This is a genomic window from Reyranella sp. (assembly GCF_004297265.1).
Classification (GTDB): Bacteria; Pseudomonadota; Alphaproteobacteria; order Reyranellales; family Reyranellaceae; genus Reyranella.
In genome coordinates this window covers 154,590-173,338 of record NZ_SCUT01000059.1, presented here as the reverse complement: position 1 = coordinate 173,338, position 18,749 = coordinate 154,590, and the positions used below count along the sequence as shown (strand labels likewise).

The window sequence follows — 18,749 nt, the reverse complement described above, 5'->3', positions numbered from 1 at the left end:
GTTCGTCAGCCAGTTGATGCCGCCCTCGGCACCAATGTAGACGCCCGGCTGCGGAGCCTGCGCCTGCGCCGCAACCGGCAGCGCTACAATGGCGGCAGCCGCCAGAAGAGCCTTCTTCATCAGATATCTCCCTATACTTGCACAGCCCGTCGCCATGAGGGTGGGGGCGAAAATTCGTCGCGATAGCGAGGAGAATGTAACCGAGCCGGGCCGGCACACGCCACAAAGGAAGGCGTCCGAGACTCATTGTTGCCGCGACTGTGGCCCCCCAGCCACAGTCCCGGGTTCGCGTGCCGCCCATCGTTAGTTTCAACGGAAAACTATCCTGGAACCCTCATAAAGCGTCCTCGTCGAGACATAATATTAGCCTCGCCTTTCCCTTGGGGCGATGAAGGACCGCCATTGCATCGTCTGTCACGGCATCGCAGGATCGATTGGCGGGCGAGGAAGATGGGACTAAAGCTTTTTTCCACGATTTTGATGCTGATCGCCGAGTCGCGAAGGCTCGGGACACCTGCGTGAGCGAAGGCAGCAGCCGCATCGTCATTTCCAAGGGTTGGCACGAGCTGCCGCCGAATCCGAATGCGTGCACCTTCCTGTGGTCGGGGCCCCTGCAATATGATCGCTATCTGGTCCATGCGCAGGACAAGCAGTCCGGGCGGGAGTGGACGGGGACGGTTCCGGTCTGCGCCAGTCCCCAGGCCTTCACGATCCGAGCAGGTACCTGCGGCCCCAACCATCAGCGCCGCCTCTTCAATCTGGTCACCGTGGGGCGTCAGGACGGCTGGACTCACAACTTCACGCCATGAAATCCCTTTTTCTCGACCATCTCGGCCTTTCTCACCCGCGCCACTTCGAACGAACCATCGCCTTCCTGATCGCCTGCCTGCTCGCGATCGTCGTTGGTGCCGTGGCGCTGCGGCTGGCGATCAAGGGCGAGTTCCACTTCGATTCCCCCCGCTTCTGGTATTTTTCCTATCTCGCCGCCCTGCTCGTCCTCGCGATCGTCTTCACGCGCCGGCCGAAGGTCACGATGGTCCTGCTGTCGCTCGCGGCCGTGGAGATCGGTCTCGGCTTCGGAACGGCGCTGCTCTACAAGCTGCGGCTTTCCTCATCCGAGACGCTGTTCGCGCGCGACTACGTCCGGCCGCACTACGATTGGCACCCTCTCCTGCAAGTGCGCCAGGTGCCGTCCGCCGTCGCGCGCAGCACGCGCGAGGTCGCCTACGTCAATTCGGAACGGCGGCGCGGCCGCGAGCGCGATCCCCGCGAACTGAAGAACAAGACCGTGATCGCCGTGATCGGCGGCTCGACGACGCTGGATATCCTCGTGCACGAGGGCGAGACCTGGGCCGAACGTCTTGAGCATCTGCTAGGCCCCGATCGCTTCGCCGTCATCAACCATGGGGTGAGTGGCTACACCACGTCGGAACACGTCATCCAGACGGCTTTCTACCAGGACAGTTTCGGCGTGCCCGCGAACTGCGCCGTCTACTACATTGGCTGGAACGATCTCCGAAACGCCCATGTGCGCGACCTCGATCCCGCCTATGCCAGGAACCACCTCGTCGGCCAGATCGATGCCCTCGACGCGCGCCGGATCGGCGGTCCCACGCTCTCGATCTCGCCGCTACTCTCCTTCCTGGGGAAGCTCGCCATCCTGGCTTTCGATACGGTGCGGGCGCCGGCGCCCGTCCAGGGCGGTGGCGGAACGGGTCCCGATCCCGCTCTGGAGAAGATATACGCCCGCAACATCTCGACCATCTCCGCCATCAATCGGGGCCGGGGCATCCGGACGGTCTGGATCGGGCAGCTCACGAACCAGGCCAGCCCGGAGGACGACCCGATGGCGGGGTGGTTGCCCTTCGTCCGGAACGCCGAGATCCCGGTCATGATGGCGTGGTTGAATGGCATCACCAGGCGCGAGGCCGAGCGGCTGGGCGACACCTACATCGAGGTGCCGGCGGATACTCTGCAGCCGGCAGATTTCGGCGATGTCGGGCACTTCCTGGCCAGCGGTTCGCGCAAATTCGCCGAACGGATTGCCCCGGAAGTGGGCCGGGCCTGCAGCGGACCGCCTGCCGCCCGCTGATCGGGCCCCGGCGTCGCTTGCCATCAGAATTTGCAGCCCGTCAGGAAATTGCCTTGCCTTAGTCAGCAACTCGTAAGCCTCAGTCGCCTAATGTTCGGTACAGTGCCGAAGCTCAACATCCTCCACCTGATCGTCGTCTTCCTGGCGTGTGCCACGATCTTTACCCTGCTGCGGGAGGCGCGCGGCCGCTCACTGCCGCCAGGCCAACTGTTTACGTCAGTACCCTTCGCTCTCGCGACGGCAATTCTGTTGCTGGCGATGGCAAATCCCGAGACCCGGCAGCCGCGCCTGTGGCTGGCGGGGCTGGCCGCCGGCATCGCGATCGGCGTGGCGCGCGCTTCCTACCTGACATTGCAGCTCGATCGCATGTATAGCCGGCTGCGCCTGCCCAAAGCGCGTGACGGGCTGCTGGCGGCGTGCCTGCTGGCCCTCTGCGTCATCGTGGCATTGGGGGCGGCGTTGGCCTTGTCCGACCCCACTCTCGAAGTCGGCGCGACCTGCGCCGTCGCGGCCTCTACCGGCTATTTGAGCGGCCGCGCCATAACCTTGTGGCGTCGCTCGCTGTCGGCGCCTCACCACACACTGCACCACACGTCGCCCTAGACTTCGACGCCACAGATTTCCGGAGAGGGAACGCTCTCGAACGCGGCCCGTTGAAAGGTCCCTTCCCCTCAACGGAGTTTCTCCCAATGCGCACACTTCTCGCTACGGCCGCCGTTGCCGCGGCCACCGCCCTTGCCGCCCCGGCGCTCGTGCTGGCCCAAGGCGCTCCGCAGACCGTCCAACTCGTGAAGGTCGACGTTCTCAAGCTCTCGACTGGTTACCGCGCCAGCAAGGTGCTGGGTTCCTCGGTCGTCAACGAGGCCGGCGACACGGTCGGCAAGATCGATGAGATCATCGTCGGGCCCGACGGCAAGGCGCCGTTCGTCGTGCTCTCGGTCGGCGGTTTCCTCGGCGTCGGCGACAAGCTGGTCGCCCTCCCCTACGAGCAGATGAGGACCGACGGCAAGAAGATCGTTCTGCCGGGCGCGACCAAGGATTCGCTGAAGGCGCTCCCTGAGTTCAAGTACTCCTCGTAACGATGGGCGCGCTGGTCGAAGAGATCGCGCACCCGACATTCCTGTCCTTTCCCGTCATTGCAGCGCGGCTCCTGTTCGCCGCGCTGCTCGGCGCGCTCATCGGCTTCGAGCGCGAATGGCGGGCAAGACCAGCGGGGTTGCGCACCCATATACTGATCTGCGTCGCTGCGGCGACGTTCGGCATCCTTACCGTGGAGATTTCCCATTCTACCGCCTTTGCCGGGCGAGAGACTACGGTGGATCCGGTCCGCGCGGTCGAGGCAGTGACGGCTGGCGTGGCCTTTCTGGCCGCGGGCTCTATCCTCTTTACGCGTGGCGAGGTCCAGGGCTTGACCACCGGTGCCGGCATGTGGCTCGCAGGCGCTGTCGGTCTCTCCTCGGGCTTCGGCCTGTGGCAGATCGCCGGGCTCGGCACATTCCTGATCCTGGTTGTCATGGGCCTGCTCCATACCTTCGAGGTGCGGCTCGGCATCGCCGCGGACAAGAAGGAGCATGACGGCAAGGACGACAGGAAAGGCGGAAAGAAGCAAGACGGTCGGGACGACGGGAAGGACGATGCCGGCCAGCGGTGCTAGACTCCGCCACTTCATGAGCCGTCGGTTTTTTGCCTTTCTGTTCCTGGCCGCAGTGGCCGCTCTCCCGGTCGCCGCCCAGACGTCGCGGCCGGTGCCGGAACTCGGCACCGCCCCCGCGCCGCGCCAGCTTCCCGTTGCTCCAACACCCGGCCAGCCCCCCGCCGCCAGCGACGAGGTCAAGGATCCGAAAACCGGCTGCGGCGTGGTGATGATGAATGCCGAGCCGAATATCGGCATCAGCTGGTCGGGCGGCTGCGAGTACGATCTGGCACAGGGGAAGGGCGTCCTGCAGTGGACAAAGAACGGCGTCCCGACGGATCGCTACGAAGGCGAAATGAAGGATGGCCTGTATGAGGGCCAGGGCAAGCTGACCTATGCCAACAAGGCCCGCTACGAAGGCGAGTTCAAGGCCGGCGAGCGCGACGGCAAGGGCACCTACGTCTTCCCTAGCGGCGCCAAGCTGATCACCGAGTTCCGCGAGGGCCGGCCCCAGGGGCACGGCATGTACGTGTGGACCAACGGCAACCGTTACATCGGCGACTTCCGCGACAACCAGCGGACCGGCCGCGGCACGATCCTGTTCGCCGACGGCGGTCGCTACGAAGGCGAATTCGTCAACGGCAAGATGCAGGGCCGCGGCGTTCGCGTCTGGGCGAACGGGGCCCGCTACGAGGGTGAATGGTCGGACGACAAGGCCAATGGCTGGGGCACCAAGTCGGGCGGCCCGGGTGGGCAGATTTTCACTGGGAACTGGACCAACGGCTGCTTCCGCGAGAACAATCGTTGGGCGACAGTTGGAGCCACGGCACAGGCTTGTGGTTTCCAATAGGAGGCGTCATGTCGGCGAGCCCGGACTTGATCATGATCCAGTTCCTCCAATGGGTCGCGGCACGGCCGCGCCGCCGCGAGGACGTGCTCGACGCCTGGCAGAGTTCATGCCCGCGCTTCCCGGTCTGGGAAGATGCACGCGCGGACGGACTGGTGCGCCAATGTGGCGGCGAGGCCGGCGAACACCGGGTCGAGCTCACCGAACGCGGTCGCACCGTGCTCGGCCGGGCGTGACACCCACACCGCCGCAACATCGCCTATAATGACGACATGACGCTGCAACGCGCCGCACTTTGGGCCGTGGTTATCGCGGCGACGATCTTCCTGCTCGTCGCTGGACGCGGCCTGCTGTTGCCGTTCGTTCTGGGCATCGTGCTCTGGTACATGGTCGATTCGCTGGCCGACACCTTCGCCCAGCCGAGGCTGGGCGGGCTGCGCCTGCCACAGCCGCTGGCACTGTCCCTTGCGGTCCTGCTGATCGGTGGACTGTTCTGGATCGTCGGACGCACGATCGGACGCAACGTGCAGGCCGTCGTGGCGGCGGTGCCGAGCTATGAAGCGCGTCTCACCCATCTGATCGAGCAGGCCACCCAGATGGCCGGTATCGAGCAGGCGCCGACCCTGTCGGAGCTGGTCGCACGCATCAGCCTTGCCGACACGCTGGGCAGCGTCGCGACCGCAGCGGCCTCGGTGGTGAGCGTTGCCGGGCTCATCCTGATCTACACGCTGTTCCTGTTCGTCGAGCAGGTTCACTTCAGGCGCAAGCTCGGCGCCATCTTCCACGGCGACGGCCAGGAGGCGCGTGTGCTGGCCGTGCTCGCCCGCATCGACCGCGAGATCCGCATCTACATCCGTATCAAAACCACGCTTGCGACGGCCACCTCGGCGCTGGCCTACGTCGTCATGTCCTCGGTCGGTGTCGACTTCGCGGGCTTCTGGGCCGTGATGGTGTTCTTCTTCTACTACATCCCCACCGTGGGCTCTATCATGGCCATCATCGCGCCGGCGTTGCTCACTCTGATCCAGTTCGACAATCTCACGCCCTTCCTGATCGTGCTGCTGGTATTCGGCTCGATCCAGGTCGTGACGGCCAACGTCATCGAGCCGGCGATCATGGGGCGCTCGCTCAATCTCTCGCCGCTGGTGGTCATCGTCTCCCTGATCGTGTGGGGCACGATCTGGGGCGTCGTCGGCATGTTCCTCTGCGTGCCCATCATGGTGGTGGCGCTGATCGTGCTCGCGCAGTTCGAGACGACCCGGCCGGTCGCCGTCCTGCTGTCCGCCGATGGCCGCATCCCGGAGTCGACGCCATGAAACGGCTGCCCCTCCTCCTCCTGCTCGCCGCATCCGCAGCTGCCGCACAGGTTTCCTCATCGGACCCGAGACCGTCGCCGATGCCGGCGCCAAGGGGCGAGGTCATGTACTCCTGTCCCGGCGGCATGGACTTCGCCTCTTCCTTCTCGGACGACGGCGATCAGGCGACGCTGCGCATGCCCGGTCAACCCGACATAGACTTGTCTCGCGTGTCCGCGGGGTCCGGCTTTGCCTATTCGGATTCCTATTACGAGTTGCGCGGACGCGGCCGCGAAGTGACGCTCACCGCCGCCGGACGGTCGATGCGGTGCCACGCCGCCGGCCGACCGGGCGATCCGCCACGCACCTACGAGGGCGGCGGCCTCACGGTCACCCTGTTTCCCGACGGGACGTTCCGGCTGCGCGAGAAGCGAGACGGATCGACCGACCCCCTGCTCGATCTGGGGGAGTGGGCGCAGGAAGTCGAGGGCGGCGTACGGCTGGTCCTGCGCGGTGGGGCGGGCAGTCGACGGGCCTTCCGCGAGATTGGGACCGACAAGCTGGTTGCCGACGATGGCAGCGAGCTTGCGCAGGCTGCTACCCCGGACCCGATCGACGGCCGGTTCCGCCTCTCGGGCATGTATCGCGATGCGCAGGATGGTGGCTTGTTCGCTCCCTGCCTGGTCGGCCGCACCTATGGCGTGGCTCCGGGCGGCGCCGAGCCCGAGCTCGAAAAGGCATGGGTCGACGCCACGCCCTCTCGTGAGACCAGCCTCTATGTCGAGATCATCGGCGGCTTCGACGGCAACAACTCGGTCACTGTGGATCGCTTCCTTGGTCTGAAGCGCGGCGGCGCCTGCCCGGCGCTGGCGTCCCGCGGGTCAGCGTTGCGCGATACCGAGTGGCGGCTGGTCGAGCTCGACGGCGAGCGTCCCGCGTTCGAGGACTGGCGGCGGCGGCCGCTGATGCGCCTCGACGATCTCGGCAAGTTCACCGCCTCGACGGGCTGCAACACCATGGGCGGCGACTATGTTCTGGACCCGGCCGGGCTTCGCTTCACGCCGGGACCGATGACGATGATGGCGTGCGCGCCGGCGGAAATGGCGATCGAAAAGCGTTTCCTCGCGGCACTCGATGCGATCCGGACCGCGCAGATCTCCGGCACGACACTCGATCTCATCGACGCGGCAGGCAAGAGACGTATGCGCCTCGAGGCTCGAGGCAGTTAACGAAACGTCTCGGTATCGGCCCGAAGCGTCAGGCTTTTACCGCCGTCTATCGCAATGTGCAGGAACGTGAAGCCGGAGGGAACGGCGGCGCTGTCAGCGCTCCCCTGAAACTCACGATCGATCTCGTCGAACAGCCGGACGTAGAGTTTCCACTCAACCATTCCCGACTCGAACGGCACGCGAACGGACTCGTTCCAGTCGAGAGTGCGAACCCCGCTCTGTACGACGCGATCCACTGCCACGTCCCGGACCAGCGTCGCCTCGAAGCGGCCGATCGTTGCGGTGCGTGCCGCCTTCGTCGCCGCCTTGGCCACGACGGCGACGCAGATCTGGCTGGGACGGTCCTCACGCACGAAAGCGACCGATCCACTGTTCATCGTCTCGTCGGGGATATCATCGATCCAGCCCAGCCGCTCGACGATCACCACACGCCTCTTGCTCTTGTCGAAGCGCCATCCCGGCGGAGGATCGAAGCAACGCCGCACGGTCCGCGCCTCGCCGGCCGGCGCGCGCGCCAATATTTCCGGCGATACCAGCGTGTTCGACTCCGGTACGGCGGACCGCACCTTCTGATCGAACGCGAACGAGCCCACCTTTTCCGGGATCGAGGTGAAAAGCAGCTGGAACGTCACGGTGCGCGAGTCATGGCGCAGGAAAAGCGATCCGGAGGCAAGCCGGGCATGCCTGGCGTCAGCCGGGAAGGCGCTGCGCGGTACGACAAACTTCAAGCGCTCGGGCGTCACGAGGGCCTCGCCGCGCCATGAGCCGATCGTCAGCACCGGCAGCGTCCGGTCCCTCGCCAGTCGCAGGCCCAGAACCTCGATCTCGATCACGGGATCGTCCCCGGCCGGAGCGGCGGGAGGCGGCGCGTCGCTCGACCCTGGGCGCCGGGGCGCAAGGAATGTCGGCGTGTAGGAGAGAATGACCGGCGAGAAATCGAAGGACGCCATCCACTCCAGGTCCGCCGGAATTCCGCTGGCCGCCTGCGCCACGGCAGCGGCGCCGCCGGCGGTGCCGGGGCGATCGATAGCGGCGCGCAATGCTGCGTTCACCGCCTCGAGCCTGGCGAACACCTCCCGTCGCGCGGCCGGCAACCGGTCGAAGGGCAGCTCACGCTCAGACTCGTAGCGCGAGGCCAGCGCATCGAACAGCAGGCTCGCCGCCCGGAACGACGAAAGCATCTCGATGCGCGCGAGGCTGTCGGCACGCGCCTGCAGCTCGGCGCGCTCCGCCTGCAGGATGACAAGCTTCTCCGCGATCGTCGGCGGGGCCGGGACGCTTCGATCCTCGGACAACTGGGCGTACGCCACCGCGGCGCCCGTGACCAGAACGACCACGAGCAGCAGCAGGACCAGTGTGCGGATCCAGAGCGATCCGGATGCGGGCGAGCCAGCCGTCATGCGGAGGCTTCTAGCATTGGCCGCCGATGACGGCACCGGCGGCTGATTGTCTGGATCAGTAGGAGAAGAGCACCGGCAGCGGCGACGTCAGGATCAGGTCTCGTGTCACGCCGCCGAAGATCATCTGGCGCAACCGGCTCTGCGTGTAGGCCCCCTTGACGATCAGGTCGGCCCCCAGCGCCTGCGCCCGGTCGACGATGGTCTGGCCGGCCGTTTTTGCTCCCGGCTTCACATGCTGGCCCGTCACGTTGAGACCGTGGCTCTTCAGCGAATCGGCAATCTCCAGGGCCGTCGGACCAGGCACCATCGCCCCTTCGACGCTCAGCACCTCGATGGCCTCGGCGCCGCTCAGGACCGGCATCGCGAGCGAAATCGCGCGCGCACTCTCGGTCGAACCGTTCCACGCGAACAGGATGCGCTTCCCGACCATGCCGCTGAACCCCGGAGGCACGACGAGGACCGGACGGCCCGAATCGAACAAGGCCGTCTCGAAGACACTTTCCGGCATCTTCGGCAGGGCGCCGGGCTGCGGCAGAACGATGAGGTCATAGGCTCGGCCGATCGTGCCGATCGCCGTCGGACCGCTGTCGTCGGCCGAGCGCCATTCGGAGACGAGGCCCTTCGCCCGTTCCTCGAAGGCCTGCTTGACTGCCGCGACCCGCTGGCGTTCCTCGGCATCCTCGGCCAGGCCACCGCCGATCGGCGCGCCCATGCCGGCATCCGCCCAGGCCATGCTCATGACTCCGTAGGAAGGCGGTTCGAGGCCGATAAGGCGCGCCCCGAATGTGCGTGCGATCTTGGCAGCCAGATCGAATGCGGCCGGATCTTCCGACGTCCAGGCCATTGTCAGAATGGACTTCATGACACGCCCCCTCCTTGCTTGACCAAACGATAGCACGGGGCTCGCCGCAGCGCGCGCCACGACGAACTTGATACAATTCTCACATTGTATCGGTGTGCCGGTCCAATACGTTAAGGGCGATTTTTCAACTTAATGTTCGACAGGGGCTCCGATGAGCCTCCAGCATTTCCCCACTTCGGAGATACCGATGCTGTCCTTTATTCGCCGGTTGATGGCGGACGACAAGGCCGCCACCGCGATCGAGTACACGCTGATCGCGTCCCTGATCGCCGTCGCCGCGATCACTGCCATCAGCACCGTCAGCGGCAAGGGCCTCTAATCCCGGCCGCCTCTGTATCGGTGCATCCGCGCACCGATTCTTCATAGAGGCCTTTGTGTCAGGCGATCTGCCCGGCCGACGGCACGATCCAGGCAAAACGGTCGGACAGGGCCGCAAGAGTGATCCTGTTGATGGCCTCCGCGCCGATCGTGTCGCCACCCGTGGCATCGGGCAGGTCGCGCGTCGCCACCGTGTCGGCTGCGATGGTGCTCATGAAGCCCTGGTCCGTCGCCGCACGCACGGTCGCCGAAATGCACATATGGGTCATGAAGCCGCCGACGATCAGGTTCTTGCGGCCGAGCCCGGCAAGCTTCGTGGCCAGGTCCGTTCCCGCAAACGCATTGGGCAATCCCTTGTCGATGATCGTCTCGCCGTCGCGGGGCGTCAGCTCCTTGACGATCTCGTAGCCCGTCGACGTCGGATTGAAGGCCTTGCCCTTGGACTGGTGGCGCACATGGACAACGGGTGCGCCCGCGTGGCGGGCCTTCTCCAGCAGCACGGCCAACGCCTCGACCGCAGGCTGCACCCCGGTCAGCGGCAGCAATCCATCCGTATATTCCCTCTGCGCATCGATGATCAGCAGGATCCCGTCGGCCATGGTGGCCGGCGTCGGTTGCGCCCCGGCCATCTGCAGCATGGTCATTGCCATGTTCGTTCCTTCGACTATTTCGCGGTTGTGTAAGCCCCGGCGACATCAACGCTCATGCCAACCGGATTTGCAACACCTTCGAGGGGGGATCTCAATGGCCCTCAAAGGGTGTAAATGCGGCGCAGAGAGGATGAACTTCGTGCTGAACGGTCAAGGACACGGATGAAAGCGATCGTCATCGGCGGCGGCATCATGGGCCTTTCGACGGCCTGGGGATTGGCGCGCCGGGGCCACGAGGTCGAGCTGTTCGAGCAGGGTCCGCTGCCCAACCCCTTGGCCTCGTCGATGGATGAGCACAGGTTGATCCGCCATCCCTACGGCACCCATGTCGGCTACGCCCGGATGATCGACGATGCATACGCGGCCTGGGACCTCCTGTGGTCCGATCTCGGTCAGACCCTCTACGAGCCGTCCGGCACCCTGGCGCTGAGCGGCAATGGCGCAGACTGGGCGGAACGGTCGGCTGCCGCCCTCGCCTCGATCGGCAAGCCGATGACCGAGCTGTCGATGTCGGAGCTGCCGCGACGCTTTCCCCTGCTCGACACCAAGGGACTCGAGCGCGCCTTCTGGATCGACACGGGCGGCGTGCTGCTGGCGCAGGACATCGTGACGGCACTCGTGCGGCACCTCGGCGCGCAGGCCAACGTGACGCTGCGCGGCGACACGCCCGTCCGCACGGTGGATCTCGAGCACGGACGCATCGTCACGAAGGCCGGCGCGACGCACGATGGCGACGTCGTCATTGTGGCCGCCGGCGCCTGGGCTCCGCGCCTGCTGCCGGCACTTGCAATGCGTGTCGTGCCCTCGCGCCAGGTCGTGATCTATTTCGACCTGCCGGAAGACCAGCGCGCCGCCTGGGCCAGGGGACCGATGATCATCGAGAAGACGGGCGACGTCGGCCTCTATCTCGTGCCACCCGTCCGCGGACGCGGCATGAAGGTGGGCGACCACGAGTTCAGCCGGAGCGGAGATCCCGCCGCGACGCGCGATGCGCAGGAAAGCGAGATGCGCGCCCTCCTCGATCGCTGCGGCAACCTGCTGCGAGGGTTCGACCGTTGGCAGGTGCGGAACCTGAAGGTCTGCTTCTATAGCGTCACCGGCGACGAGCGCTTCGTCGTCGAGAAGCAGGGCGCGAAAGGCTGGGCGATGTCGCCCTGCTCGGGCCATGGCTTCAAGTTCGGCGCCCTGATGGGACTGGAACTGGCGCAAACCATCGACGGAGGTCGCGACGCCACGGCGCATGCACGATGGGCCGCCGGTCTGGTCGGCGATGGGCCGACCTGACAAAATGCCGTGAATCTGGGAGAGAAACCGACATGGCATCCGCCAAACGCCGCCGCCCGTCGAAAGCCGAACCAAAAACCGCACCGAAGAAGGAGACAGGACTGCGACAGGGCCTCGCCACCTACGGCGATGCCGGCTTCTCGCTGTTCCTGCGCAAGGCCTTCATCAAGGCCGGCGGCTATTCCGACGACGCACTCGACCGGCCGATCGTTGGCATCACCAACACCTTCTCCGACTACAATCCCTGCCACGGCAACGTGCCGGACCTGATCGAAGCGGTGAAGCGCGGCGTCATGTTGGCCGGCGCGCTGCCAATGGTCTTCCCGACCGTGTCGATCCACGAGAGCTTCTCCCATCCGACCAGCATGTTCCTGCGCAACCTCATGTCGATGGACACCGAGGAGATGATCCGTGCCCAGCCGATGGACTCGGTGGTGCTGATCGGCGGCTGCGACAAGACCCTGCCGGCCCAGCTCATGGCCGCGGCGAGCGCCGACCGGCCGGCCGTCGTGCTGCCGGTGGGACCGATGCTGGTGGGCCATTTCAAGGGCGAGGTGCTGGGCGCCTGCACCGACTGCCGCCGCCTGTGGGGCCAGTATCGCGCCGGCACCTTCTCCGAATCCGACATCGAGCAGGTGAGCGAGCGCCTGGCGCCGACCAAGGGCACCTGTATGGTGATGGGCACCGCCAGCACCATGGGCTGCATCGTCGAGGCGCTGGGTATGGGCCTGCCGACCAGCGGCTCGATACCGGCCACCCACTCGGACCGGCTGCGCATCGCCGAGCAGACCGGCAGGCTCGCGGCCGAGATGGCGGTCAAGCAGGGGCCGAAGCCAAGCGAGATCATGACCAAGGCGGCGTTCCGCAACGCGCTCACCGTGCTGCAGGCGATCGGCGGCTCGACCAATGCGCTGGTGCATCTCACCGCGGTGGCGCGTCGCCTCGGGATCGAGATCGAGCTGGAAGAGTTCGACGAGATCGGCCGCAACGTGCCGGTGCTGGTCGACCTGAAGCCGTCCGGCGATCACTACATGGAGCACTTCCATTGGGCGGGCGGCAATTCGCGCCTGATGAAGGAGATCCGAAGGAACCTCGACGAGAAGTGCAGGACGGTGGCCGGCAAGACGCTGAAGCAGGTGATCGACGGCGCCGAGATGGTGCCGGGCCAGACCGTGATCCGCACGCCTGCCAATCCGATCAAGCCGACCGGTGGCATGGCCGTGCTGCGCGGCAATCTTGCGCCGCGCGGCGCCGTCATCAAGCACGCGGCGGCCTCGCCTGCGCTGATGACCCATACCGGCCGCGCCGTGGTGTTCGACTCGCTGGAGGATCTCGCTGCCCGCGGCGACGATCCGGACCTCGATGTAAAGGCGGAAGACATCCTGGTGCTGCGCAATGCCGGCCCCAAGGGCGCGCCCGGCATGCCCGAGGCGGGCTCGTTCCCCATTCCCATGAAGCTCGCGCGCGCCGGCGTGAAGGACATGATCCGCATTTCCGATGCGCGCATGAGCGGCACGGCGTTCGGCACCATCGTGCTGCACGTCGCGCCGGAGGCCGCGGTCGGCGGCCCGCTGGCACTGGTGAAGACCGGCGACCGCATCACCCTCGACGTGCCGAAGCGCCGGCTCGAACTCCATGTCGATGCAAAGACGCTGGCGGCCCGCAAGAAGGCCTGGAAGGCGCCTGCGGCCCATCCCGGCAGCGGGCGCGGCTACACCGGCCTGTTCTTCAAGACCGTGCTGCAGGCCGACGAAGGCGTCGACTTCGACTTCCTCGGACCGGAAAAGTGACCGAAGCCAAGCTCCCCCGCATCTCGGTCGTCGTCACCTGCTACAACTGCCGTGACTACATCGCCGACGCCATCCGTTCGGTCGCGCACCAGACCCTGCGCGACTTCGACTGCGTCATCGTCGACGACGCCTCGACCGACGATTCGGTCGCCGTCGTCCAGCAGACACTCGAGGAGCTTGCCGACTCCCGCTTCCGCCACATCCGTCTCGACAGGAATGTCGGGCAGACCGGCGCCACGCGCCGCGGCCTCGCCGAGACGAACGCGATGTTCGTCTGCTTCCTCGATTCCGACGATCTGTGGAACCCGGACTTCCTCGAACGCCATCTCGCCGCCCACCTGAACGAGACCTACGCGGTGGGCTTCACGGCGTGCAACGCGCGCCTGATCAACGGTCACGACGAATTGATCGCCGGCGGCATGTACTGGTTCGGCAAGGACCGCGCCCGTGTCGACCGCGACCAGGCCTTTGTGCCCATCGAGGCGAGCCGCGTGCCGACGATCGATGCATCGCGCGGCACTGCCGGATGGCAGAGCCACACGCCCTATCGCCTCTACACCAAACGCGCGGTGCACTGGGTCTGGGTCAGCACCTCGTCGATGATGTTCCGGCGCTCGCTGATCAATCTCGTCTTTCCCGAGGATGACGAAGCGTTCCGCCTGCACATGGACTTCTACGTGGTGGTCATGGCGCAGATGGTCGCCGGTTCCCTGCTGATCGACGACGCCCTCTACTCCTACCGGCTTCACGGCCGCAACGGCGCGGCGGACAACCCCGTGCTGGGCGGACGTCTCCATCTGTCGAGCCGGAACTGGGGCAACACCTATTCGCAAATGCTTGATCGCATGCTCGGTGCAATGATTCGCGATCAGGAGCGCTTCGTGACGGCCCTCGGGGATCGCCAATACCGCCGCATGCTCCTGCGCATGCGTGCCGCCCGCGCCAATCTGTTGGTCGGCTGGGTACTTACGATCCGGAGTTGGTTGATCTAGCACAGTTCCTGCTTCATTCTTTGTGAGCAGTTATTCTCGCAACTCACGGGAAATCGGGGGAGAAGACGATCGTGAGCAGGTTCGGACGGTGCGTGAGCCTTGTCGCTCTGCTACTGGCCGGCGGCTTCGGTGCTGTCGTCGCGGGCGCATACCCAGCCGCGGCGCAGACATCGACCGTTTCGGCGGCCGACGAGGCCGAATACGACGCGGCCTTTCAGGAAATGCTGCGGAAGCCGTCCGACCTCGACACGCTTTTCAAGTTCGCGATGATCGCGTCCAAGACCGGCGATCTCGAAGGCGCCATCTCGGCGCTCGAACGCATGCTGGTCGTCGATCCGGACTTGCCGCGCGTCCGCCTCGAACTGGGCGTCCTCTACTACCGGCTGGGATCCTTCGAGGTGGCGCGCAGCTATTTCGAGATGACGCTGAAGTCGGCCTCGCTGCCGCCGGACGTCAAGAGCCGCGCCGAGCAGTTCCTCGCGGAATCGGAGAAGCGGCTGACTAAGTCGCGCTTCAGCGGCGAGATCTTCGCCGGCATGCGTTACCAGTCGAACGCAAACCTCGGCCCCCCGACCTCGAGCGTCCGCCTGTTTGGCCAGGCGGCCAACCTGAACCAGTCGGCTCTGGGCACCGCCGATTGGGGCGCCGTCACGTCGGGCTTCGTCCGCCATACCTACGATCTCGGCCAGAACAACCGGGGCCAGCTCGAGACGCAGCTCTCGGGCTATCTCAACCGCCAGTTCCAGATCCAGGCCGCCAACGTCTCCATCCTCGACCTGACCTCGGGACCGCGCTTCCAGGCGTTCCAGGGCATCTTCGAGGATGTCTCGCTGAAGCCGTTCGGCACGGTGGGCTACATCTGGGTCAACGACGTGCCCTACTACGGCAGCTTCGGCTCGGGGCTCGAAGTGGGGACGCTGCTGTCAGACAAACTGCGCAACACCACGAACCTCGTCTGGCGGCGGCAGATGTACCAGAACAGCTGGTATCTCCCGACCAACAACCAGTTCACCGGCGTCGAATACACCGCCAACACGACCTTCCAGTATCTGGTCAACGACGCCCTGATGCTCTACGCGAACGGCAACCTGCAGCGCTACCAGACCGACAGCACGCCCTGGCAGAATTACACGCTCTACGGCGCCGGCGGCGGCATGTCCTTCTCCTTCGCCGATCCGCTGTTCAAGAGCGAGATGCCCTGGACCATCAGCCTGTTCGGCAACGTGCAGTGGTGGTATTATGATCAACCCGATGCCGTCGTGGATCCGTCCGTTACCAGACAACAAACGGACACGATTCTGAATATAACCTTGTCCATTCCTTTCGATCAGCGGACCATGTTCACGGTTTCCGGTGGAAGGTTCGTGCGGTCGGCGGACATTCCCAACTACGCGTTCACGAACAACAGTGCGCTCATCGGAGTAACCTGGCGCTTCTAGCGCCGCTCAGGAGATCACAGTGGCCCCCAGACTCTCTGGCTCGAACCTGTCCCTGCTGGCCGCCGCGCTTCTCGCCGCGGCCGCCTCCCTTCCGCCGCTCGCCGCCAATGCCAAGGTCGGCGTCACCTCGGCGGCCGACGGAGACCCGCGCGGAAAGCCGCCCACGGAGGCCGAACGCGTGCTGCGCGTGGGCGTCGACGTGCAGGCCAACGAGCTGATCACGACCCAGGCCAACGACCGCGCGCATTTGATGTTCCTCGACGGAACGTCGCTTTCCGTCGGCCCGAACGCGCAGCTCACCATCGACAAGTTCGTCTACGATCCGGCGACCAAGACCGGCGACCTCGCCATCAACGCCAGCAAGGGCGTCTTTCGCCTGGTCGGCGGCAAGATCAGCAAGACCAACGCCATCACCGTCACCACGCCGTCGAGCACCATCGGCATCCGCGGCGGGATCAGTATCTTCGACGCCGACCAGCAGAAGACGATGTCGATCTTCGTCTTCGGCATCAGTATGACTGTCAGCGCCGGCGGCAAGGTCGAGATCGTGACCCGTCCCGGCTTCCAGGTGACGACCTTCTTCGGCGGCCTGCCGGGCCTGGCGAGTGCCATTCCGCCAGGCGCCCTGGGCGCCCTGTTCGCCCAGCTCGAAGGCAGCAAGGGCGGAACTCAGGGCGGGGCCGACCAGGCCGCCCAGAGTTCGGGCTTCTCGGGCGCCAATTCGGGTCAGGGCAGCGGAAATACCCTGGGCGACCGCTTCGGCAGCGGCCCGGGGCCGAGCAACATCAATCTAAGCAACATCATCACTAAGGCCGTCACCCAATCAACCGAGATCGCGCCCACGAATCAGCCGACGCTGGACAAGGTCATCAGCAACTCCGGCCAGATGACGCAAACCATCACCTACAATGGCGTGATGGGCGGTCTGGTGCGCGACAATGGTCGCTACTCCTTCGGCACGGGCAGCTATCAGCAGGTCTGGTCGATGGGCTCGAACAGCGGCACCACCACCGCGAATTTCAACAATAGCAGCTATAGCGGTACCACGACCCGGACCGGCAACTATGGTTTCCAGGCGACCATGCCGACCACGAATTCGAACACACCGGGCCGCACGATGAACATGAACGGCGCCTTCATCGGACAGGGATATCCGAACTATCAGGCTGGAACCTTCTCGGTGAACGGTCCGAACTATCAGGCCGGCGGCGTCTTCGCGGGACAGAAGGCGGGCACCCCCCCGGGGCACTGACGCCCCGGCGTCAGCCGATCCTCGCGGCAATGAAGTCCGCGATGGCGGAAATGTCGTCGCGCGGAAACCACGGCAAATTGCCGTCCCCTGGCTGGACATCGGCGGCGATGGCGACGATGGCGGGATCCCCCGGCGCCAGCGGCTCGGAGTCCCTTGATGCCCGCACCTCGATCTTGAGGTGCGCTTCACGCTTGTAGCCTTCGATCAGGACGAGATCCGCGGGTGACAGGCGGGCCAACACCTCCGAGAGCGATGGCTCCGGCGTCTCGCGCATGATGGCGTAGCGCCGGCCGCCAACGAGGGCGACCTCGCCGGCGCCGGCGGCGCGATGACGCCAGGAATCCGTGCCCGGCCGGTCGATGTCGATGTCGTGATGGGCATGCTTGATGGTCGCCACCTTCCAGCCGCGCCGCACGAACTCCGCCACGAGGCGTTCCGTCAGGGTCGTCTTGCCGGCGTTCTTCCAGCCGGTGATACCGAAAACGCGCGACGGGTTCACGTGGTGATCCGGTCGGCGTGCGCATAAACAGTCAAGCGGCCGTCGCGCACGAAAGCCACCAGCGCGACGCCCGCCTGCTCGGCCGTCTCGATGGCGAGCGACGTCGGCGCGGAAACCGCTGCGATCGCCGACGCCCCGATCATCGCCGCTTTCTGGACCATCTCGTAGGAGCACCGGCTGGTGACGACCACGAAGCCGCCCGGCCCGGCGCCACCGCTGCGCGCCAGCGCGCCGGCCAGCTTGTCGAGCGCGTTGTGACGGCCGACATCCTCGCGCACGCAAACCAGCATGCCGTCAGCTGACGCCCAGCCGGCGGCATGCGTGGCGCCGTTCGTCCGGTTGATCTTCTGATGGTCCGGCAGGCCCGCCATCGCGCGTTCGATCGACGGTCGTGCCACCGGTCGAGGATCCGACACCGCGGGGACGGCGCGTAAGGCGGCGTCGAGACTGTCGACCCCGCACAGGCCGCAGCCGGTGCGGCCGGCGAGGCTGCGCCGCCGCTCCTGGAGACCCGCCATCCGCTGCGCCGCGATCTCGAGCCTGACCTCGATTCCGCGCCCGACGGGCTCGACCTCGATGTCGTAGATTTCCGACGGCCGCTCGACGATCCGCTCGGTGAGGGAGAAGCCGCGGGCGAAATCCTCGAGGTCGCAGGGCGTCGCCATCATCACGGCATGGCTGATGCCGTTGTAGACCAGCGCCACTGCGACCTCTTCGGCGACGATCTCCTCGAGCGTCTCGCCGCCGCCGGCGGTGAGGCGGCGGGCCGGCCGGCGAACCGAGCCGTCGCGGCTCATGCCGTGGTCTCGTCGATCCGCAGGTGCCTGCCCTCGCGATCGAAGAACAGGCCGCGGTTCAAGGTCAGGGGATCGGCCTTCACGTCGGCCTCGACCTCCTTCAGCTTGCGCGCGGCCACCGGGTCGGGCAGCGGGCCGCCCTGGTGGCCAAGACCGACGAAGAAGGCGACGCCGTCCCACGGTGTGCGCGCGCCGTCGAGCAGGCCTCGCATCTCCTTCCATGTCATCTCGTCGCCGATCAGGTGGGCGTAGCTCGATCGCAATGGCACGGCGTTGGACGACGTGATCCGCACCAGCAGGATGAAGATCGTGAACGGGCCCGTATCGGCGAACTGCGCCGCGAGCCAGTGTTCGAAATCGGTCTTCATCG

At 65.9% G+C, this 18,749-nt stretch carries 21 protein-coding genes; 15 read left to right on the top strand and 6 right to left on the bottom strand.

Annotated elements, in window-relative coordinates; all coding sequences use genetic code 11:
* The first annotated feature begins 518 nt into the window (after positions 1 to 518).
* The 9 genes from EPO41_RS27250 (at position 519) to EPO41_RS27210 (ending at position 7,096) form a co-directional block, all read left to right on the top strand.
* Positions 519 to 809 carry a DUF1036 domain-containing protein gene (locus tag EPO41_RS27250; protein ID WP_296332216.1) on the top strand — a complete coding sequence of 97 codons (291 nt, stop codon included), beginning with the start codon at positions 519 to 521 and terminating at the stop codon, positions 807 to 809.
* On the top strand, positions 806 to 2,092 hold the full coding sequence (locus EPO41_RS27245) for a hypothetical protein (protein ID WP_296332214.1): 1,287 nt from the start codon (positions 806 to 808) through the stop codon (positions 2,090 to 2,092). The genes EPO41_RS27250 and EPO41_RS27245 overlap by 4 nt, the downstream gene beginning before the upstream one ends.
* Positions 2,093 to 2,194: 102 nt before the next feature.
* Positions 2,195 to 2,695 carry a hypothetical protein gene (locus tag EPO41_RS27240; protein ID WP_296332212.1) on the top strand — a complete coding sequence of 167 codons (501 nt, stop codon included), beginning with the start codon at positions 2,195 to 2,197 and terminating at the stop codon, positions 2,693 to 2,695.
* Between the two features lie 86 nt (positions 2,696 to 2,781).
* A complete protein-coding gene (locus EPO41_RS27235) occupies positions 2,782 to 3,171 on the top strand; it encodes a PRC-barrel domain-containing protein (RefSeq protein ID WP_296332210.1) in 390 nt (129 codons plus the stop codon).
* 2 nt (positions 3,172 to 3,173) lie between these two features.
* On the top strand, positions 3,174 to 3,746 hold the full coding sequence (locus EPO41_RS27230; protein WP_296332207.1) for an MgtC/SapB family protein: 573 nt from the start codon (positions 3,174 to 3,176) through the stop codon (positions 3,744 to 3,746).
* Positions 3,747 to 3,759: 13 nt separating this feature from the next.
* On the top strand, positions 3,760 to 4,575 hold the full coding sequence (locus EPO41_RS27225; RefSeq protein WP_296332206.1) for a hypothetical protein: 816 nt from the start codon (positions 3,760 to 3,762) through the stop codon (positions 4,573 to 4,575).
* Positions 4,576 to 4,583: 8 nt separating this feature from the next.
* Positions 4,584 to 4,808 (top strand): hypothetical protein, encoded by a 225-nt coding sequence (locus EPO41_RS27220; protein ID WP_296332205.1) that lies wholly within the window; start codon positions 4,584 to 4,586, stop codon positions 4,806 to 4,808.
* Between the two features lie 36 nt (positions 4,809 to 4,844).
* The gene (locus tag EPO41_RS27215; protein WP_296332204.1) at positions 4,845 to 5,888 is read left to right on the top strand and encodes an AI-2E family transporter; all 1,044 of its coding nucleotides are present in this window, start codon (positions 4,845 to 4,847) and stop codon (positions 5,886 to 5,888) included.
* A gap of 80 nt (positions 5,889 to 5,968) precedes the next feature.
* Positions 5,969 to 7,096 (top strand): META domain-containing protein, encoded by a 1,128-nt coding sequence (locus EPO41_RS27210; RefSeq protein WP_296332203.1) that lies wholly within the window; start codon positions 5,969 to 5,971, stop codon positions 7,094 to 7,096.
* Here the strand turns inward: EPO41_RS27210 and EPO41_RS27205 are convergent.
* A complete protein-coding gene (locus EPO41_RS27205) occupies positions 7,093 to 8,496 on the bottom strand; it encodes a hypothetical protein (RefSeq protein WP_296332202.1) in 1,404 nt (467 codons plus the stop codon). The genes EPO41_RS27210 and EPO41_RS27205 overlap by 4 nt on opposite strands.
* Before the next feature lie 55 nt (positions 8,497 to 8,551).
* Positions 8,552 to 9,358, bottom strand: coding sequence for a universal stress protein (locus EPO41_RS27200; RefSeq protein ID WP_296332201.1), 807 nt, complete (start codon positions 9,356 to 9,358; stop codon positions 8,552 to 8,554).
* Between the two features lie 187 nt (positions 9,359 to 9,545).
* Here EPO41_RS27200 and EPO41_RS27195 point away from each other — a divergent pair, with 187 nt between their 5' ends.
* Entirely contained in the window at positions 9,546 to 9,677 is a 132-nt protein-coding gene (locus EPO41_RS27195; RefSeq protein WP_296332199.1) for a Flp family type IVb pilin, read from the top strand.
* A 58-nt stretch (positions 9,678 to 9,735) separates the two neighbouring features.
* Here the strand turns inward: EPO41_RS27195 and EPO41_RS27190 are convergent, their stop codons facing one another.
* The gene (locus tag EPO41_RS27190) at positions 9,736 to 10,326 is read right to left on the bottom strand and encodes a cysteine hydrolase family protein (protein ID WP_296332198.1); all 591 of its coding nucleotides are present in this window, start codon (positions 10,324 to 10,326) and stop codon (positions 9,736 to 9,738) included.
* Positions 10,327 to 10,488: 162 nt separating this feature from the next.
* Between EPO41_RS27190 and EPO41_RS27185 the strand changes: the two genes are divergently transcribed.
* From EPO41_RS27185 to EPO41_RS27165, 5 genes are all read left to right on the top strand, one after another.
* Complete coding sequence (locus tag EPO41_RS27185) at positions 10,489 to 11,610, top strand: FAD-dependent oxidoreductase (RefSeq protein WP_296332197.1); 1,122 nt, start codon at positions 10,489 to 10,491, stop codon at positions 11,608 to 11,610.
* A 32-nt stretch (positions 11,611 to 11,642) separates the two neighbouring features.
* The gene (locus EPO41_RS27180; RefSeq protein ID WP_296332196.1) at positions 11,643 to 13,400 is read left to right on the top strand and encodes an IlvD/Edd family dehydratase; all 1,758 of its coding nucleotides are present in this window, start codon (positions 11,643 to 11,645) and stop codon (positions 13,398 to 13,400) included.
* Entirely contained in the window at positions 13,397 to 14,392 is a 996-nt protein-coding gene (locus EPO41_RS27175) for a glycosyltransferase (protein ID WP_296332195.1), read from the top strand. The genes EPO41_RS27180 and EPO41_RS27175 overlap by 4 nt, the downstream gene beginning before the upstream one ends.
* Before the next feature lie 92 nt (positions 14,393 to 14,484).
* Entirely contained in the window at positions 14,485 to 15,831 is a 1,347-nt protein-coding gene (locus EPO41_RS27170; RefSeq protein WP_296332194.1) for a tetratricopeptide repeat protein, read from the top strand.
* 19 nt (positions 15,832 to 15,850) lie between these two features.
* Positions 15,851 to 17,083, top strand: a complete 1,233-nt coding sequence (locus tag EPO41_RS27165; protein WP_296332192.1) for a FecR domain-containing protein — start codon at positions 15,851 to 15,853, stop codon at positions 17,081 to 17,083.
* Positions 17,084 to 17,093: 10 nt separating this feature from the next.
* Here EPO41_RS27165 and mobB read toward each other — a convergent pair whose 3' ends face one another.
* The 3 genes from mobB to EPO41_RS27150 are packed head-to-tail and all read right to left on the bottom strand — an operon-like array spanning position 17,094 to position 18,747.
* Positions 17,094 to 17,582 (bottom strand): molybdopterin-guanine dinucleotide biosynthesis protein B, encoded by a 489-nt coding sequence (gene mobB, locus EPO41_RS27160; RefSeq protein ID WP_296332191.1) that lies wholly within the window; start codon positions 17,580 to 17,582, stop codon positions 17,094 to 17,096.
* Complete coding sequence (gene fdhD / locus EPO41_RS27155) at positions 17,579 to 18,379, bottom strand: formate dehydrogenase accessory sulfurtransferase FdhD (protein ID WP_296332188.1); 801 nt, start codon at positions 18,377 to 18,379, stop codon at positions 17,579 to 17,581. Before fdhD ends, mobB begins: the two co-directional genes overlap by 4 nt.
* Positions 18,376 to 18,747 (bottom strand): hypothetical protein, encoded by a 372-nt coding sequence (locus tag EPO41_RS27150; protein ID WP_296332186.1) that lies wholly within the window; start codon positions 18,745 to 18,747, stop codon positions 18,376 to 18,378. Before EPO41_RS27150 ends, fdhD begins: the two co-directional genes overlap by 4 nt.
* Positions 18,748 to 18,749: the final 2 nt, after the last annotated feature.

Coding starts and splice junctions, on each gene's coding strand:
- EPO41_RS27245 (WP_296332214.1), top strand. CDS start 806: ATGAAATCCCTTTTTCTCGACCATCTCGGCCTTTCTCACCCGCGCCAC.
- EPO41_RS27235 (WP_296332210.1), top strand. CDS start 2,782: ATGCGCACACTTCTCGCTACGGCCGCCGTTGCCGCGGCCACCGCCCTT.
- EPO41_RS27230 (WP_296332207.1), top strand. CDS start 3,174: ATGGGCGCGCTGGTCGAAGAGATCGCGCACCCGACATTCCTGTCCTTT.
- EPO41_RS27225 (WP_296332206.1), top strand. CDS start 3,760: ATGAGCCGTCGGTTTTTTGCCTTTCTGTTCCTGGCCGCAGTGGCCGCT.
- EPO41_RS27220 (WP_296332205.1), top strand. CDS start 4,584: ATGTCGGCGAGCCCGGACTTGATCATGATCCAGTTCCTCCAATGGGTC.
- EPO41_RS27215 (WP_296332204.1), top strand. CDS start 4,845: ATGACGCTGCAACGCGCCGCACTTTGGGCCGTGGTTATCGCGGCGACG.
- EPO41_RS27210 (WP_296332203.1), top strand. CDS start 5,969: ATGCCGGCGCCAAGGGGCGAGGTCATGTACTCCTGTCCCGGCGGCATG.
- EPO41_RS27205 (WP_296332202.1), bottom strand. CDS start 8,496: ATGACGGCTGGCTCGCCCGCATCCGGATCGCTCTGGATCCGCACACTG.
- EPO41_RS27200 (WP_296332201.1), bottom strand. CDS start 9,358: ATGAAGTCCATTCTGACAATGGCCTGGACGTCGGAAGATCCGGCCGCA.
- EPO41_RS27195 (WP_296332199.1), top strand. CDS start 9,546: ATGCTGTCCTTTATTCGCCGGTTGATGGCGGACGACAAGGCCGCCACC.
- EPO41_RS27190 (WP_296332198.1), bottom strand. CDS start 10,326: ATGGCAATGACCATGCTGCAGATGGCCGGGGCGCAACCGACGCCGGCC.
- EPO41_RS27185 (WP_296332197.1), top strand. CDS start 10,489: ATGAAAGCGATCGTCATCGGCGGCGGCATCATGGGCCTTTCGACGGCC.
- EPO41_RS27180 (WP_296332196.1), top strand. CDS start 11,643: ATGGCATCCGCCAAACGCCGCCGCCCGTCGAAAGCCGAACCAAAAACC.
- fdhD (WP_296332188.1), bottom strand. CDS start 18,379: ATGAGCCGCGACGGCTCGGTTCGCCGGCCGGCCCGCCGCCTCACCGCC.
- EPO41_RS27150 (WP_296332186.1), bottom strand. CDS start 18,747: ATGAAGACCGATTTCGAACACTGGCTCGCGGCGCAGTTCGCCGATACG.